This is a genomic window from Pseudomonas syringae (assembly GCF_001698815.1).
GTDB lineage: Bacteria > Pseudomonadota > Gammaproteobacteria > Pseudomonadales > Pseudomonadaceae > Aquipseudomonas > Aquipseudomonas syringae_A.
Genome location: NZ_LGSI01000051.1, coordinates 105,893 through 123,000, shown reverse-complemented (window position 1 = coordinate 123,000; position 17,108 = coordinate 105,893). Strand labels below are relative to the sequence as shown.

Below are 17,108 nucleotides of genomic sequence, written 5' to 3'. Positions count from 1 at the left end.
CCGGGGTGGCGATCCACCTTGCCCGCGAAGGCATCAGGTCAGACGATACATATGTCGACTGTGATACCGGTTCGCGGGCAAGCCTCGCTCCTACGGGTTTTAGTCAAACCGCCCCCAAAACCCGCGCCAGGGTTGCCTTCACTTTGCCCATTCCGTCGTGCAATGCCTGCTCGATCTCGGCCATGGTGATCACCGCCGAAGACTTGCCGGCTGCCGGATTGACCACCAGCGCCAAACAGGCGTATTCCAGCTCCAGCTCACGGGCCAGCGCCGCTTCCGGCATGCCGGTCATGCCGACGATGTCGCAGCCATCGCGCTCAAGACGCACAATCTCGGCCACGGTTTCCAGACGCGGCCCTTGGGTGCAGGCGTAAACCCCGCGGTCACTGAACTCGCAACCTTCCGCTGCCAGCGCGGCAATCAGACGCGCGCGCAACGCTTCGCTGTACGGGTAGCTGAAATCGATGTGCGTCACCTGCTCCAGATCATCCGCGAAATAGGTGTGCTCACGACCACTGGTGTAGTCCACCAGATCATGGGGCACACAGAAATGACCGGTGCCCATGGCCGAATGAATCCCGCCCACGGCGTTAACCGCCAGAATCGCTTCGGCGCCAGCCTGCTTCAATGCCCAGATATTGGCTCGGTAGTTCACCTGATGCGGCGGAAAACGGTGCGGATGCCCGTGGCGCGCCAGGAACATCACTTCGCGACCGGCATAGTCGCCGATCTGGATTTCGCCGGAAGGCGCACCATACGGCGTGTTCATCGGCAGGGACTGACGAATGTTCAGGCCCTCCAACTGCGTCAGGCCGGTACCGCCGATAATCGCGTAAACAGTCATGAGTAATCCTTAGTCGATCAGTTGCGCAGCACGCAGCGCTTCGAGCGCCGTCAGCCAGCGCGGATGTTGGCGGTATTCTGTATTGGCGTATGCCTGGCCGCGCATGCGTGCGATGCGCGGCGAAGGCTTGACCTTCAGCCGTTGTGCCGCAGTGAGCGCCAGCTCGGCAGCCGCACGGTCGTTGCACACCAGCCCCATGTCGCAGCCGGCACTCAATGCCGCTTCAATACGGCTCGCGGCGTCGCCAACCACATGCGCGCCCGCCATGGACAGGTCATCACTGAAGATCACCCCGTCAAACTGCAGCTCGCCGCGCAGGATGTCCTGCAACCAGCGGCGGGAAAAGCCTGCCGGCTGCGAATCGACCTTGGGATAGATCACATGCGCGGGCATCACCGCAGCGAGCTGCTTGCTCAAGCGCGCAAAGGGCACCAGATCATTGGCGCGAATCTGTTCCAGACTGCGCTCGTCGGTGGGGATCGCCACGTGGGAATCGGCTTCAGCCCAGCCGTGACCGGGAAAATGCTTGCCGGTGGCCGCCATTCCCGCAGCGTTCATGCCACGAATGAACGCTCCAGCGAGCAGCGCTGCCCGCTCGGGATCACCTTCGAACGCACGGCTACCGACCACGGCACTGCGCTGATAATCCAGATCCAGCACCGGGGCGAAGCTCAGGTCCAGGCCCACCGCGAGGACTTCGGTGGCCATCAACCAGCCGCAGTGCTCGGCGAGGGTTTCCGCATTCGGATTGTCGGCAATTGCGCGCATGGCCGGCAAACGCACGAAGCCCTGGCGCAAACGCTGCACACGCCCGCCCTCTTGATCGACAGCCAGCAGCAGGTCCGGGCGAACCGCACGAATCGCTGCGCTCAGCTCCCGAACCTGACGCGGATGTTCAATGTTGCGAGCAAAAATGATCAGGCCGCCCACTTCGGGCTGACGCAGAAACTGGCGATCTTCGGCGGTCAACCACGTGCCGGCGACATCCACCATCAAAGAGCCTTGCAGGCCATAACTCATATGAAAACACCATTGCCTATATCCAATCCGGGCAATGGTGCTTGATCATCGGGTCTGGCGCAATGCGCGAAGGGTCAGGCCTTGGCAGTCGCGGGGACGCTGGTGCTGCTTTTGGTGCGCGGCTTGAGCTGCGCCGAGATCATCGCGGCATCGCTGACACCGGTTTCAGCGCGCATGCCGGCCGCGAGAAACGGCACCATCAGACGCATGACCTGTTCGATAGAGGTGTTCACCCCGAAATCGGTTTCGGCGATAGCCCGCAATGCCTTGATCCCGGACATGCTGAAGGCTGCGGCACCGAGCATGAAATGCACGCGCCAGAACAGTTCGATAGGGGGAATACGCGGCGCGGCTTCGTTGACCAGCGTCATGTAGCGGCGGAACACCTTGCCATACATGTCTTCCAGATAACGCCGCAAGTGACCCTGGCTCTGGCTGAAGGCCAGTCCCAGCAAACGCATGAAAATCGACAGATCGTTACCGCTGCGTGGCTGAACCACAAGCGCCTGTTCGACGAGGATTTCCAGCAGCTCTTCAAGCGTCGGCTTGTTTTCCGGCTTGGCCTGGCGTCGCTCCAGCTCACGATCGAGGCTGATGCAGAACGGCCCGAGAAAGCGCGAAAAAACCGCCTGGATCAGGGCTTTCTTGGAACCAAAGTGATAATTCACCGCAGCCAGATTGACCGATGCCTTGCTGGTAATCAGCCGCAACGATGTTTCGGCAAAGCCTTTTTCCGCGAATAACTGCTCGGCAGCATCGAGAATGCGTTCAACTGTTTCCGACTGGGCCATGGTTTCCTGCCTGACAAACACTTGTTTGAAACATACGTATTACACGGGCTACTTGTCAAGTCTGGCCGTTCACTTTCTGCCTGTACGGTCACGTATTTAACCATATCCGCCAACCCCTGTAGCCATTAGCTGACGACCGCTTGCAAAGCCCAAATCCACCCTTCCCGAGTACCGCCCGGCAGCGGAAACAAAAAGGACGATTGCCAAGACGCAATCACTGTATATAATCCCAGTCACTGTATAAAAAGCCAGAGCGCTCAACATGATCAAACTGACGCCACGCCAAGCAGAGATTCTGGGTTTCATCAAACGTTGCCTTGAAGACAACGGTTATCCGCCTACCCGTGCGGAAATCGCCCAGGAGTTGGGTTTCAAATCACCCAACGCTGCAGAAGAACACCTCAAGGCCCTTGCTCGCAAAGGCGCTATCGAAATGACTCCCGGCGCTTCCCGGGGCATTCGTATTCCGGGCTTCGAGGCCAAGGCCGACGAGAGCAGCCTGCCGATTATCGGCCGGGTTGCAGCCGGTGCGCCGATCCTTGCCCAGCAGCATATTGAAGAATCCTGCAACATCAACCCTGCGTTTTTCCATCCCAGTGCCGATTACCTGTTAAGAGTGCATGGCATGAGCATGAAAGACGTCGGCATTCTCGATGGCGATCTGATTGCCGTGCACACGACGCGCGAGGCCCGCAATGGCCAGATCGTTGTGGCTCGAATCGGGGACGAAGTAACGGTGAAACGCTTCAAGCGTGAAGGCAGCAAAGTCTGGCTGATCGCTGAAAACCCGGATTTCGCCCCGATCGAAGTGAACCTCAAAGATCAGGATCTGGTTATCGAAGGCTTGAGCGTCGGCGTGATTCGCCGTTAAGGAGACGTTATGCAGTTCACCCAAACACCGCATGCGCAATTGCCACTGTTCGAGGCATTCATGGCGCAGCCTATCGCCCCGATGCTCAAGGTTCCGGTCGAAACGAGCTGGAACAATGAGCCAGAAGTCTTCAGCGAATTGTCATTGCGCGGCGCTGCCGGGAACTGCCTGAGTCTTCTGGCACCGATTCTGCGGGAACTCAGCGAGGACAAGGACGCCCGCTGGCTCACGTTGATCGCACCGCCCTCAAGCCTGACGCAAACCTGGCTACGAGATGCTGGGCTCAATCGCGAGCGCATTCTGTTGCTGCAACCACGGGGCACGCAGAGTGCACTGGAGTTGACGCGTGAGGCTCTGCGCCTGGGGCGCAGTCACACGGTAGTAAGCTGGATCAATCCGATCAATGCGGCAGCGCGTCAACAGTTGATTGGCGCGGCAAGGATTGGAGATGCGCAAAGCTTGAACATCCGCCTTGGCTGAAGCGGAATCAATGGAGTACGCGGGGACCGGCGTCTTTTTCAAGCTCGCCTTCAGCCATGCGACCGGCCATTTGAACCCCAACGCTCAACATCGCTTTGGCGACTTCAACGTGTTGACCCTGCAGAAAGGCCTTGGCGTCCTCGGAAAAATTCAAGGTCACCAATGAGCCCTCGTCTTCGGCACGACGAAGCTCGATACGGCCATCAGGCAGTTCGACAATTTCCAAAAATGATGTAGGCATCAGCAATACTCCACGAAAGGCCGGCATTGTAGCAGCCAGTCGACTCAGGCCCTAGCCCATCCATCATTGCGTTTCAGCACTCACTCAGACCTTCGCGAAAGCGAATGGCCAAGGCTTTGAGCTGCTGACGCCAGTTTTCCAGTTCCTCACGACCCAGTTCCAGCACCGGTTCTTCATCGAGATTGACTGCCACGATCAGCGGCTGGGTAACGTCGCCCTTGGGTTTTTTCGGGGCGCGAGGCGGCTGGAACAGCGCGTTGTAGGCTGCCAGCAACTGGGCGAGCCAGGTTTCGCGATGCTGGGCCAGTTCGATCAGCTCGGCCATTTCCGGGATTGCTATCGCGTCCAGCACTTCCTGGGTCAGCAGCAGCTCGGCGCGCGGCGCATTGGCCTGAGGCAGACGGTAGAAGCCTGCAATCTCATGACACAAACCCAGCAGCGCGCCATACAGATGGAACAGTGCAGATTCGCGCTCGGCCTGGACCAGCGCCTGGGAATTCATCGCGCGGCCTTCCTGAGCCTTGCCCAAGGCTTCGAGTGCCAGACCTGCAAAATAAATCTTCTGATTGGTGCGGGTATAGAGTTCGTGGGCCATGACGGCATCCTCCATAACAATGAAATAAGACGAGCACTACCTGAATGGCGAAAAACCCCCGATGCGACCAGCACACCGAGGGTTTGCGTTGATTGATGCCAGCTGCTCCGCAGAGCAGCTCATGTTAGTGCATCAACGCTTGTCTTCGACTTTCCAGGCCTTGCCATCGTAGAACGCGCGCCAGCCGGTAGGCTTGCCTTCCACTTCGGTCTGTACATATTGCTCTTTGGTCTTGCGGCTGTAACGAATCACCGCAGGACGCCCGTCCGGATCTTTCTTCGGTGCTTCACAGAGGAAGTGGTACTTCGGATCGATCTCGTCCTTGTGCGGCGCGATTTCCATGACCAACGGCGCACGGGTTTCGCGGTTTTTCGGGAACTGGCTGGCGGCCAGGAACAAGCCCGAAGCGCCGTCACGCAGGATATAGGTGTCGTCGACCTTGTCGCACTTGAGTTCCGGCATCTTCACCGGGTCCATCTTCGGCGGCGCCGCGTCACCGCTCTTGAGCAGCTTGCGCGTGTTTTTGCATTCAGCATTGGTGCAGCCAAAGAACTTGCCGAAACGACCAGTCTTGAGCTGCATCTCGCTGCCGCACTTGTCGCACTCCAGGCTCGGACCTTCGTAGCCCTTGATGCGATAAGTGCCCTCCTCGACTTCAAAGCCTGTGCAATCCGGGTTGTTACCGCAGATGTGCAGCTTGCGCTTCTCGTCCAGCAGATAAGCATCCATCGCCGTATTACAGATATGGCAGCGATGCTTGCCGCGCAGTACGCGGGACTCGGATTCACCCTCGTCGTCCTCGGCAATTTCATCGCCGGGTGTCAGATTGACCGTGGCCTTGCAGCGTTCTTTCGGCGGCAGGCTGTAGCCCGAACAGCCGAGGAATACACCCGTGGATGCAGTACGAATCTGCATCGGACGCCCGCAGACCTTGCAAGGAATGTCGGTCATCACCGGTTCGTTGGAACGCATACCGCTGTCAGGCGCTTCGGCTACTTCCAGCTTCTTCTTGAAGTCGCCGTAGAACTCGTCAAGCACGTTCTTCCAGTCACGCTCGCCCTGGGCGACGTCATCGAGATTTTCTTCCATGCCGGCGGTGAAGCCGTAGTCCATCAGGTTGGAGAAGCTCTCGGAAAGACGCTCGGTGACGATATCGCCCATTTTTTCCGAGTAGAAGCGGCGGTTATGCAGCGCTACGTAGCCACGGTCCTGAATCGTCGAGATGATGGCTGCATAGGTCGAAGGACGACCGATGCCGCGCTTTTCCATCTCTTTTACCAGGCTCGCTTCCGAATAACGCGCAGGCGGCTTGGTGAAATGCTGGCTTGGGTCGAGCTTGATCAATTTCAGGTTGTCGCCCTGAGCCATGTCCGGCAGCACGTCGTCATCGCCGGGCTTGGTCATTTGCGGCAGAACGCGGGTGTAACCGTCGAACTTCAGGATGCGGCCCTTGGCGCGCAGCTCGAAGGTACCGGCAGCAACGCTGACTGTGGTAGACAGGTATTGCGCTGGCGGCATCTGGCACGCCACGAATTGGCGCCAGATCAACTCGTACAGGCGCTCAGCGTCGCGCTCCATGCCCGTCAGCTTGCTCGGGTGGGTATTGACGTCGGAAGGACGAATCGCTTCGTGAGCCTCCTGCGCACCCTCTTTGCTGCTGTAGACGTTTGGCGATTCCGGCAGGTACTTCTTGCCGAACTCGGTTTCGATGTAGTCACGCGCCATACTGACCGCGTCAGCCGACAGGTTGGTCGAGTCGGTACGCATGTAAGTGATGTGGCCCGCTTCATACAAGCGCTGCGCCATCATCATGGTTTTCTTCACGCCGAAGCCCAGGCGATTACTGGCTGCCTGTTGCAGAGTCGACGTAATGAATGGTGCCGAAGGCTTGCTGCTGGTCGGCTTGTCTTCACGCTTGGCGATGCTGTAGGCGGACGCCTTGAGCTTCTCCAGCGCGACCATGGCCGAGGCTTCGTTCAGCGGCTTGAAGGCCTCGCCGTTTTCCCGAGCCACTTCGAAGCGCACATTGGCGCCCTTGGCGGTGCCCAGGTCGGCGTGGATTTCCCAGTATTCTTCAGGGTTGAACGCACGGATTTCGCGTTCCCGCTCGACCACCAGTTTCACGGCAACCGATTGCACGCGACCAGCAGACAGGCCACGGGCAACTTTCTGCCAGAGCAGCGGCGACACCATGTAACCCACAACCCGATCGAGGAAGCGCCGCGCCTGCTGAGCGTTGACCCGATCGATATCGAGTTCGCCCGGCTTGGAGAATGCTTCCTGGATGGCTTTCTTGGTGATTTCGTTGAACACCACGCGCTTGTAGCGGCTGTCATCACCACCAATGGCTTCGCGCAGGTGCCAGGCAATGGCTTCCCCCTCGCGATCCAAGTCGGTTGCGAGATAGATGATGTCAGCATCCTTGGCGAGTCGGCGCAGCTCTTCGATCACCTTCTCCTTGCCGGGAAGGATTTCGTACTTGGCTTTCCAGCCATGGTCCGGATCGACACCCATGCGCGAGACCAGCTGACGCTTGGCCTTTTCCTTGGGAGTAAGCACCGGCCCGTCGCCCGCGGCAGCTTTGCCTCGCTTGGCGGCAGGGTCTTTGCTGGCGCTAGCCGAACCGCTGGTGGGCAGGTCTCGGATATGGCCGATACTCGACTTCACCACGTACTGGTTGCCCAAATACTTGTTGATGGTCTTGGCCTTAGCCGGGGATTCCACGATGACCAGCGATTTGCCCATGGATCAGAAAATTCCTGAATACTGAAAATGAAAGACGGTTGGAGCCTGTCGAGGCCCCGCTATATATAGTGGCTACAACCCGAGGTCAAGCGCGGGGTTGTCTTCAATCACGATTCACGGCCTGGAAAAGAGACTCGGTTCGGCCTGGACCAAAGCAAAGCGCGGCACTTGCTCGCCGTCAACCTCGACCGACTCCAGAAACATCTCCAATGGGCGTACCCACAGACCGTAATCGCCATACAAGGCTTGGTAAAACACCACTTCTTCTTCGGTCTCGGAGTGCCTGGCAACACTGAATACGCGGTACTCGGGGCCTTTGTAATGGCGGTAGAGCCCTGGCTGTAATTTCATGCTGCTGTCCTCGCAAGACACATTGGAAAACAATTCTATAAAACAGCTTTTGCCAAAATACAAAAGCCGGGGCACTTGGCCCCGGCTTGCGTCACCCTGACAAATCAGACGCGTTCGAAGACGGTAGCGATGCCCTGACCCAGTCCGATGCACATGGTAGCAACGCCGAGGTTGCCGCCATTCTGCTTCATGACGTTGAGCAAAGTGCCGGAGATACGCGCACCGGAACATCCAAATGGATGGCCCAGAGCGATAGCACCGCCGTGCAGGTTAACCTTCTCGTTCATCTTGTCGAGCACTTTCAAATCTTTCAGCACTGGCAGGGCCTGTGCGGCGAAAGCTTCGTTGAGCTCGAAGAAGTCGATATCCGAGATGCTCAGACCCGCGCGCTTCAAGGCTTTCTGGGTAGCAGGCACTGGCCCGTAACCCATGATTGCCGGGTCGACACCGGCCACGGCCATGGAGCGGATGACCGCCATCGGCTGGATACCAAGATCCTGGGCACGTTGGGCAGACATGACGATCATGCATGATGCGCCATCAGTGATCTGCGACGATGTGCCCGCGGTCACAGTTCCGCCTTTCGGGTTGAAAGCCGGCTTCAAGGCCGCGAGGCTTTCCAGGGTTGTCTCCGGACGAATGGTCTCGTCGTAGTCGAAAACCTTGAGCAGGCCGTTCTCGTCATACCCTTGCATCGGGATGATTTCGTCCTTGAACTTGCCTTCCAGCGTTGCCTTGTGGGCCAACTGGTGCGAACGCACGCCGAAAGCATCTTGTTGCTCACGGGTAATGCCGTGCATCTTGCCGAGCATTTCCGCTGTCAGACCCATCATGCCCGACGCCTTCGCTGCGTACAGCGACATGTGCGGGTTTGGATCGACGCCGTGCATCATGCTGACGTGGCCCATGTGCTCAACGCCGCCAATGACGAAGACATCGCCGTTGCCGGTCATGATCGCTTGCGCCGCGGTGTGCAGTGCGCTCATCGACGAACCGCACAGACGGCTCACGGTTTGTGCCGCCGAGGTGTGCGGAATCTGCGTCAGTAGCGACGCCATGCGGGCGATGTTCCAGCCCTGCTCCAGGGTCTGGTTGACGCAGCCCCAGATCACGTCCTCGACTTCAGCCGGGTCGACTTTGCTGTTGCGTTCCAGCAATTTGCTGATCAGGTGCGCCGACATGTCTTCGGCGCGGGTATTGCGGTGCATGCCACCCTTGGAGCGGCCCATCGGGGTGCGACCGAAGTCGACAATCACGACGTCTCTTGGATTCAAACTCATAAATTCACTCCTGAAAGGCGCTTAACCGAAGAAGCTCTGGCCGTTCTTGGCCATTTCACGCAGCTTCGCAGTCGGGTGGTACAAGGCGCCCAAGTCAGCATATTGGTCAGCCAGGGCGACGAACTCAGCGACGCCGATCGAGTCGATGTAACGCAACGCACCGCCGCGGAACGGAGGGAAACCGATGCCGTAGATCAAGCCCATATCGGCTTCTGCGGCGGTATCGACGATACCGTCTTCCAGGCAACGCACGGTTTCCAGGCACAGCGGGATCATCATCCAGTTGATGATGTCCTCGTCGGACACTTCGCGCTGTTCGTAGATGACCGGCTTGAGCACTTCAAGCACAGCGGCATCGCTGACTTTCTTCGGCTTGCCCTTCTTGTCCGTCTCGTAGGCGTAGAAACCTTTGCCATTCTTCTGGCCCAGGCGCTTGGCTTCGTAGAGCGCGTCGATGGCAGAGCGACGGTCGTCCTTCATGCGATCCGGGAAGCCTTCGGCCATCACATCACGACCATGGTGACCGGTGTCGATGCCGACCACGTCCATCAAATACGCCGGGCCCATTGGCCAGCCGAATTTTTCCATGACCTTGTCGATGCGCACGAAGTCCACGCCCGCGCTGACCAGTCTGGCGAAACCGCCGAAGTACGGGAACAGCACGCGGTTGACCAAAAAGCCCGGGCAGTCATTGACCACAATCGGGTTCTTGCCCATTTTCTTGGCGTAGGCCACGGTGGTAGCGACGGCGACTTCACTGGACTTCTCGCCACGGATCACCTCAACCAGCGGCATCATGTGCACCGGGTTGAAGAAGTGCATGCCGACGAAGTTTTCCGGGCGCTTGAGGGCTTTGGCCAACAGGCTGATGGATATCGTCGAGGTGTTGGACGCCAGAATGGTGTCTTCGCCCACCTGGGACTCGACTTCGGCCAATACTGCCTGCTTGACTTTGGGGTTCTCGACGACGGCTTCAACCACCAGATCGACATTACCGAAATCGCCGTAGGACAGCGTCGGACGAATCGCGTTAAGCGCTTCAGCCATTTTCGGCACGGTCAGACGGCCTTTTTCAACGCGACCGCCGAGCAATTTGGCTGCTTCGTTCAGACCCAGTTGAATGGCGTCTTCGCGGATGTCCTTCATCAGGATCGGCGTGCCTTTGACAGCCGATTGATAGGCAATACCGCCGCCCATGATGCCAGCGCCCAATACGGCGGCCTGCTTCACGTCCTTGGCGACTTCGTCGTAGATCTTGGCTTTCTTTTTCAGTTCCTGATCGTTCAGGAACAGACCGATCAGACTCTGCGCCGCAGAAGTCTTGGCCATTTTCACGAAACCGGCGGCTTCGATTTCCAGCGCCTTGTCACGACCGAAGTTCGCGGCTTTCTGGATGGTCTTGATCGCTTCCACCGGCGCCGGATAGTTCGGACCGGCTTGACCGGCAACGAAACCCTTGGCGGTTTCGAAGGCCATCATCTGTTCGATGGCGTTCAGCTTGAGCTTGTCCAGCTTCGGCTGGCGCTTGGCCTTGTGATCGAACTCGCCGGAGATGGCGCGCTTGATCAGGTCCAGGGCTGCATCGCGCAGTTTTTCTGGTGCGACTACAGCATCGACTGCGCCGACTTTCAGCGCGTCTTCAGCACGGTTTTCTTTACCGGAAGCAATCCACTCGATGGCGTTATCGGCACCGATGATCCGTGGCAGGCGAACCGTACCGCCGAAGCCAGGGTAGAGGCCGAGTTTGACTTCCGGCAGGCCGATCTTGGCGCTGCTGGACATGACGCGATAGTCAGCGGCCAGGCACATTTCCAGGCCACCGCCCAACGCGACGCCATTGATGGCGACTACGGTCGGTACGCCAAGGTCTTCAAAGTCGCTGAAAATCCGGTTGGCTTCCAGATTGCCCGCCAATAGCTCGGCGTCCGGCAATTTGAAGTTTTCGACGAATTCGGTGATGTCAGCACCGACGATAAACACGTCTTTGCCGCTGGTGACAATCACGCCCTTGATCGAACCATCAGCCTTGATGGTGTCCACGGCCTGACGCAGGTCGTTGAGGGTGAGACGGTTGAACTTGTTGACGGACTCACCCTTGAGATCGAAATTCAATTCGACGACGCCACTCTCAAGAGCCTTAACCGTGATGGCTTTACCTTCGTAAATCATCAACTGATCTCCACGATATGGAAGCTGAACAATACACACCGGACGCTGGTTCTGGCGTGACTACGACGTCACCGTCGATGAAGCGCCAAATCACCAGGCACACCCGCCGGTGTAAGTAGCCGGGATTCTGTAAGAGCGGTCTGACGGACCAAACGCTCAATTCATACGCCCGTTTGATTTGGGTACGCACACCATCTTCCAAATCCGGATAATTGTCAATTCGGCTAAATGCCAATAAAACCGGGAAATGATCGGCGTCTGCGCAAGTAATCGTCCCGGTCAGCGACGATGATTGGCAGTCATTCAGCGCGTTTATCGTGAACAAACGGTGATAAACCCGGACAGGTTTTTGCACTGAAGCAGGTCACGCAAGAAAAAAAAGTGAAGGAATCGCGACAAAACGGCGCAGAAGGTCTACATTCAGCGCACTGCACAAGACGGCTGAACCGATCATTCGACCCCGCCGCTCTAGCCCGCGCTTTTTCGGCATTGCACCGAGATGCGCTACAGATTATCGGCCTGCCTGGCCAACCCCAGCCCGATGTTGTTGTCGGGCTTTTTAATGCCTGAGATTCAGTCCACGGGCCTCAAGCCAGGGCTTTAAGCACTGCAGCAATACGCTGCAATACTTCTGTCTCGCCCCGCTCGGCCCAATACAGGGCAATCATTTGCTCGTCAGCCTCGACCTTGAACACATCAGCGGGCAGCGTGTTGAATTGAGTCAACAAGCGCTCGTCCTCGCAGGGCTCACGCCAGCGATTGAGCCAGACGCCGGCCTCAGTCTGCCAATACACCCAGGATGCGGCTTTTTCCATGCGTCGTGGTCGGTGATATTGCGCACAAGGGCTCGGTGGCTCCTTGGGCAACCAGTGCGGCCACTCCTGCGGCGCCAGTTGCATGGCCAGCCCCATGCGCCGCGCCTCCATACGCAGTGCCATTCTGCCGCTCTGCTGCCGCGACGGCCGCAGCCACACCAATGGGCTGAGCATCACACCAACGATTGACAGGATTATCCAGACCGTCATATTGCTGCCTGCCTTTTGATTCGCACTGTTAAAAACAAGGGTCTGCCCAGAAAGGCATGAACCAGCCATACTGACGCCATTGCAAACCTCCGGAGGACTTCCTCATGAAGTATGAACACATTCTGGTCGCCGTTGACCTTACTGAAGAGTGCAGCCCTGTACTTGCCCGCGGTCGCGAGGTAGCAGTGCGCAACGGAGCCAAGCTTTCACTGGTGCATATCGTCGAACCCATGGCCATGGCCTTCGGTGGCGACGTGCCCATGGACCTTTCGCAGCTGCAACAACAGCAGTTCGATCAGGCCAAGGAAAAATTGGCCGCACTGAAAGTCAATTACCCTGAAGTCAACGTGGGCGACGCCCATCTTGTCTACGGGCAACCGCGTCAGGAAATTCACGAACTGGCCCGCAAGGAAAACTGCGACCTGATCGTGGTCGGTAGCCACGGCCGTCACGGCCTGGCCCTGCTGCTCGGCTCGACCGCCAATGACGTGCTGCACGGCGCCCCCTGTGACGTGCTGGCCGTACGCCTGAAAAAAGCTGAATAACTGCCAACTCCATCGCAGCCCGGCAGCAAAAAGCCCGAATCATTGAATGATCCGGGCTTTTTTATGGCAACGCCAAACGCACTCAGGCGTCCAGTTCAGCCCAACGCTCCAGCAAACCGTCAAGCTGAGCCTGCCGGTTTTCCAGCTGGGCCAGCACTGCGGCGGTCTGTTCGGCAGGACGCTGGTAGAAACCAGCCTCAGCCATTTCAGCATTCAAGGCAGCCATCTGCGCTTCGACTTCGTCGATTTGCTCAGGCAGCGCTTCCAGCTCGCGTTGCAGCTTGTAGCTGAGCTTTTTCTTGGCAACCGGCATGTCTTTGGCAGCAACAGGCGTTGCTTCGACGACTGCGGTGGCCAGCTCGGCTTTGCCGGACTTGGTATCAGTCACGCCCAGCAGACGTGGCGAGCCACCCTGACGCAGCCAGTCCTGATAACCACCGACGTATTCACGAACCTTGCCTTCGCCTTCGAACACCAGCGTACTGGTGACGACGTTGTCGAGGAATGCCCTATCGTGACTGACCATCAACACGGTGCCCTTGAAGGTCAGCAGCACTTCTTCCAGCAGTTCCAGGGTTTCAACGTCCAGGTCGTTGGTCGGTTCGTCGAGCACCAGCAGGTTGGCCGGCTTGCTGAACAGCTTGGCCAGCAACAAGCGCGCTCGTTCACCGCCGGACAGCGCCTTGACCGGCGTGCGGGCACGCTGCGGGCTGAACAGGAAATCGCCCAGATAGCTCAACACGTGACGGCTCTGGCCGTCGATATCGATGAAGTCACGACCTTCGGCGACGTTATCGATAACGGTTTTTTCCAGATCCAGCTGATGGCGCAGCTGGTCGAAGTAAGCCACGTCCAGGCGTGTGCCGACCTCAACCGAGCCGTTAGTCGGCTGCAGGTTATCGAGCATTAGCTTGAGCAAGGTGGTCTTGCCGGTACCGTTGGCGCCGAGCAGACCAATACGGTCTTCGCGCTGCAGGACCATGGAGAAATCCTTGATCAACATCGGGCCGCCCGGATGAGCGAAGCTGACGTTGTCGAGGACCATGACCTGCTTGCCGGATTTATCGGCGGTATCCAGCTGGATGTTGGCCTTGCCGGTGCGCTCGCGACGTTCGCTGCGCTCTACACGCAACTCTTTGAGAGCACGCACGCGGCCTTCGTTACGGGTACGACGGGCCTTGATGCCCTGGCGAATCCAGACTTCTTCCTGGGCCAGACGCTTGTCGAACAGTGCGTTGGCGGTCTCTTCCGCCGAGAGCATGGCTTCCTTGTGGACCAGGAAGCTGGCGTAGTCGCCGTTCCAGTCGATCAGGCCGCCGCGATCCAGCTCCAGAATCCGGGTTGCCAGGTTCTGCAGGAAAGAACGGTCGTGCGTGATGAACAACACGGCGCCCTGGAAGCCCATCAAGGCTTCTTCGAGCCAGGCGATGGCGCCGATGTCCAGGTGGTTGGTTGGCTCATCGAGCAGCAGCAGATCCGGCTCGGACACCAGCGCCTGAGCAAGCAGCACGCGACGACGCCAGCCACCGGACAACTCGGCCAGGGTCTTGTCGGCCGGCAGTTGCAGGCGACTCAGGGTGCTGTCGACCAATTGCTGCAGACGCCAGCCGTCACGGGCTTCGAGGTCTTGCTGCACATGCATCAGCTTGTCGAGGTCTTCCTCGGTTACGCAGTTCTGCGCCAGGTGATGGTATTGCGCGAGCAAGGCGCCAACGCCATCCAGGCCTTCGGCTACGACGTCGAATACAGTCCTCTCGTCGGCCACCGGCAATTCCTGGGGCAGTTCGCCGATCTTGAGCCCCGGCGCACGCCAGACAGCCCCGTCGTCGGGTTTTTGCACACCTTTGACCAGCTTCAACATGCTGGACTTGCCGGTACCGTTTCGGCCGATGATGCACACCCGCTCACCACGGGCAATTTGCCAGGACACCTTGTCCAACAACGGCATGGCGCCGAAAGCAAGGGACACATCGGTGAATTTGAGCAGGGTCATGAGCTTCTCCAAAAACTGGGGGCGCATTCTACCTGAGATAGCGGGCCTATGTTGGCTTTCAGTGATGATTGACCGGCCACCATAGGAGCGGTTGCCTCCTTATATAGTCGTCATTTATTTCCAAGTGCGACACCCCCGTCGGCAATGCTTTCACCCGGAGCTGGCAAAAGGCTAAGCTAGCGGCACTTTTCACGATTCATCTGCTCGGAAGTCTCATGCGCAGTCGCTTGTTCGGTCTTTTCTCCTGCCTCATCCTCTCGGCAACCGTGGCCCAGAGCACCTACGCCGCGGATCTTGGTCAACAACGCCAATATTACGATGAGGCCAAGCGCGCGCTGGCCAAAGGCGACACCGGCCCTTATCGGATGTACGCCGCTGAACTGGCCGACTATCCGCTGGAGCCCTATCTGGCCTACGACGAGCTGACCGCCCGACTCAAAAGCGCCAGCAATCCGGAAATCGAGAAATTCCTGGCCGAGCACGGCGACCTGCCGCAGGCCAACTGGATGAAATTGCGCTGGTTGCGCTCGCTGGCCGAACGCGGTGACTGGCAACCCTTCGTCAAGTATTACGACCCGAAGATGAATTTCGTCGAACTCGACTGCCTGTACGGCCAGTATCTGCTGGGCCACGGCAAGAAAGCCGAGGGCTACGCGAACGCTGAAAAACTGTGGATGACCGGCAAGACACTGCCGGAAGCGTGCGACGGCTTCTTCGCGCAATGGGCAGCCGACGGCCAGTTGCCAGAGCAGAAACGCTGGCAGCGCGCCAAGCTCGCGGCCACCGCTGGCAACTACAGCCTGGCGACAACACTGGTCAACAGTCTCAACAGCCTGGCCCCACAAGGCAGATTGCTGCTGGCGGTGGCGAAGAAGCCGGAAATGCTCAACAACCCGGGCCAATTCGCTCCGGTCGATGAAGCCATGTCCGATGTCGTTGGGCTCGGCCTGCGGCGTCTGGCGAAACAGGACCCGCAGAAAGCCCTGGAAATGCTCGACGGCTACGCGACCACCATGCACTTCTCCCGGGAAGAACAGGTGCAGATCGCCAAGGAAATCGGCTTGACCCTGGCCCGCCGCTACGATGGCCGCGCGTTGGAAGTGATGACCAAGTACGACCCGGAACTGCGTGACAACACCGTCACCGAATGGCGTCTGCGCCTGCTGTTGCGGCTTGGCCGCTGGGAAGATGCCTACGAGCTGACCCGCCGCCTGCCCAAGGATCTGGCCGACACCAATCGCTGGCGCTACTGGGAAGCGCGCTCACTGGAACTTGCCCAACCTGGCAGCCCGTTGATTGCCAACCTCTATAAAGGCGTGGCGAAAGAGCGGGATTTCTACGGATTCCTCGCCGCCGACCGCACGCAAAGCTCCTATCAGCTCAACAACAAGCCGCTGCTGCTCAGTCAGGCGCTGATCACCAAAGTGCGCAATACACCCGGCGTGCGTCGGGCTCTGGAATTTCATGCGCGCGGGCAGATCGTCGACGGTCGCCGTGAGTGGTACCACGTCAGCCGTTCGTTCAGCCGTGATGAAATGGTCGCCCAGGCAAAACTGGCCTATGACCTGAAATGGTACTTCCCGGCCATCCGCACCATCAGCCAGGCGCAATATTGGGACGATCTGGATATCCGCTTCCCGATGGCCCACCGCGAAACACTGGTCCGTGAAGCGCAGCTGCGTGGTTTGCATTCAAGCTGGGTGTTCGCGATTACCCGCCAGGAAAGCGCCTTCATGGACGATGCCCGCTCCGGTGTTGGCGCCAGCGGCCTGATGCAACTGATGCCGGCCACGGCCAAGGAAACTGCGCGCAAGTTCAGCATTCCGCTGGCATCGCCTCAGCAAGTGCTGGATCCGGACACCAACATCCAGCTCGGCGCAGCTTACTTGAGCCAGGTGCATAGCCAGTTCAACGGTAACCGCGTGCTGGCGTCGGCGGCTTACAACGCAGGCCCTGGCCGCGTTCGCCAATGGCTCAAGGGCGCCAATCACCTGGCCTTTGACGTCTGGGTGGAAAGCATCCCGTTCGACGAAACCCGCCAGTATGTGCAGAACGTGTTGTCTTATTCGGTGATCTACGGACAAAAGCTCAACTCACCGCAGCCGCTGGTGGATTGGCATGAGCGGTTTTTCGATGATTTGTGAGTGCTGAATTTGTT

15 protein-coding genes are annotated in these 17,108 nt (G+C 58.6%); 4 read left to right on the top strand and 11 right to left on the bottom strand.

All coding sequences use genetic code 11. From position 1 onward, the window contains the following. Positions 1–103 precede the first annotated feature (103 nt). The 3 genes from AFK24_RS17815 to psrA form a co-directional block, all read right to left on the bottom strand. Positions 104–844 (bottom strand): S-methyl-5'-thioinosine phosphorylase, encoded by a 741-nt coding sequence (locus AFK24_RS17815; RefSeq protein ID WP_065834477.1) that lies wholly within the window; start codon positions 842–844, stop codon positions 104–106. 9 nt (positions 845–853) lie between these two features. After that, the gene (nagZ, locus tag AFK24_RS17810; RefSeq protein ID WP_170826359.1) at positions 854–1,852 is read right to left on the bottom strand and encodes a beta-N-acetylhexosaminidase; all 999 of its coding nucleotides are present in this window, start codon (positions 1,850–1,852) and stop codon (positions 854–856) included. Between the two features lie 86 nt (positions 1,853–1,938). Further along, complete coding sequence (gene psrA, locus AFK24_RS17805; protein WP_065834475.1) at positions 1,939–2,655, bottom strand: transcriptional regulator PsrA; 717 nt, start codon at positions 2,653–2,655, stop codon at positions 1,939–1,941. A gap of 262 nt (positions 2,656–2,917) precedes the next feature. Here psrA and lexA point away from each other — a divergent pair, with 262 nt between their 5' ends. After that, positions 2,918–3,526 carry a transcriptional repressor LexA gene (gene lexA / locus AFK24_RS17800; protein ID WP_020294126.1) on the top strand — a complete coding sequence of 203 codons (609 nt, stop codon included), beginning with the start codon at positions 2,918–2,920 and terminating at the stop codon, positions 3,524–3,526. A gap of 9 nt (positions 3,527–3,535) precedes the next feature. Beyond that, positions 3,536–4,006 carry an SOS-induced cell division inhibitor SulA gene (sulA, locus tag AFK24_RS17795; RefSeq protein ID WP_065834474.1) on the top strand — a complete coding sequence of 157 codons (471 nt, stop codon included), beginning with the start codon at positions 3,536–3,538 and terminating at the stop codon, positions 4,004–4,006. Between the two features lie 7 nt (positions 4,007–4,013). Here the strand turns inward: sulA and AFK24_RS17790 are convergent, their stop codons facing one another. The 7 genes from AFK24_RS17790 to AFK24_RS17760 form a co-directional block, all read right to left on the bottom strand. Beyond that, a complete protein-coding gene (locus AFK24_RS17790) occupies positions 4,014–4,247 on the bottom strand; it encodes a hypothetical protein (RefSeq protein ID WP_020294128.1) in 234 nt (77 codons plus the stop codon). Positions 4,248–4,320: 73 nt separating this feature from the next. Beyond that, the gene (locus tag AFK24_RS17785) at positions 4,321–4,842 is read right to left on the bottom strand and encodes a DUF6586 family protein (protein ID WP_065834473.1); all 522 of its coding nucleotides are present in this window, start codon (positions 4,840–4,842) and stop codon (positions 4,321–4,323) included. Positions 4,843–4,974: 132 nt separating this feature from the next. Next, complete coding sequence (gene topA / locus AFK24_RS17780) at positions 4,975–7,587, bottom strand: type I DNA topoisomerase (RefSeq protein ID WP_065834472.1); 2,613 nt, start codon at positions 7,585–7,587, stop codon at positions 4,975–4,977. Between the two features lie 114 nt (positions 7,588–7,701). Beyond that, positions 7,702–7,938, bottom strand: a complete 237-nt coding sequence (locus AFK24_RS17775) for a DUF1653 domain-containing protein (protein ID WP_020294131.1) — start codon at positions 7,936–7,938, stop codon at positions 7,702–7,704. 104 nt (positions 7,939–8,042) lie between these two features. Then, the gene (fadA, locus tag AFK24_RS17770; RefSeq protein WP_065834471.1) at positions 8,043–9,218 is read right to left on the bottom strand and encodes an acetyl-CoA C-acyltransferase FadA; all 1,176 of its coding nucleotides are present in this window, start codon (positions 9,216–9,218) and stop codon (positions 8,043–8,045) included. Between the two features lie 21 nt (positions 9,219–9,239). Further along, positions 9,240–11,387: a fatty acid oxidation complex subunit alpha FadB gene (gene fadB / locus AFK24_RS17765; RefSeq protein WP_065834470.1), complete on the bottom strand. Its 2,148-nt coding sequence runs from the start codon at positions 11,385–11,387 to the stop codon at positions 9,240–9,242. A 587-nt stretch (positions 11,388–11,974) separates the two neighbouring features. Continuing rightward, positions 11,975–12,412 carry a hypothetical protein gene (locus AFK24_RS17760; protein WP_065834469.1) on the bottom strand — a complete coding sequence of 146 codons (438 nt, stop codon included), beginning with the start codon at positions 12,410–12,412 and terminating at the stop codon, positions 11,975–11,977. 104 nt (positions 12,413–12,516) lie between these two features. On the opposite strand from AFK24_RS17760, the gene AFK24_RS17755 reads away from it, so the two are divergent. Further along, entirely contained in the window at positions 12,517–12,957 is a 441-nt protein-coding gene (locus AFK24_RS17755) for a universal stress protein (RefSeq protein ID WP_065834468.1), read from the top strand. Between the two features lie 82 nt (positions 12,958–13,039). Here AFK24_RS17755 and AFK24_RS17750 read toward each other — a convergent pair whose 3' ends face one another. Continuing rightward, positions 13,040–14,950, bottom strand: coding sequence for an ATP-binding cassette domain-containing protein (locus AFK24_RS17750; protein ID WP_065834467.1), 1,911 nt, complete (start codon positions 14,948–14,950; stop codon positions 13,040–13,042). Between the two features lie 215 nt (positions 14,951–15,165). Between AFK24_RS17750 and AFK24_RS17745 the strand changes: the two genes are divergently transcribed. Beyond that, on the top strand, positions 15,166–17,094 hold the full coding sequence (locus AFK24_RS17745; RefSeq protein ID WP_065834466.1) for a transglycosylase SLT domain-containing protein: 1,929 nt from the start codon (positions 15,166–15,168) through the stop codon (positions 17,092–17,094). Positions 17,095–17,108 lie beyond the last annotated feature (14 nt).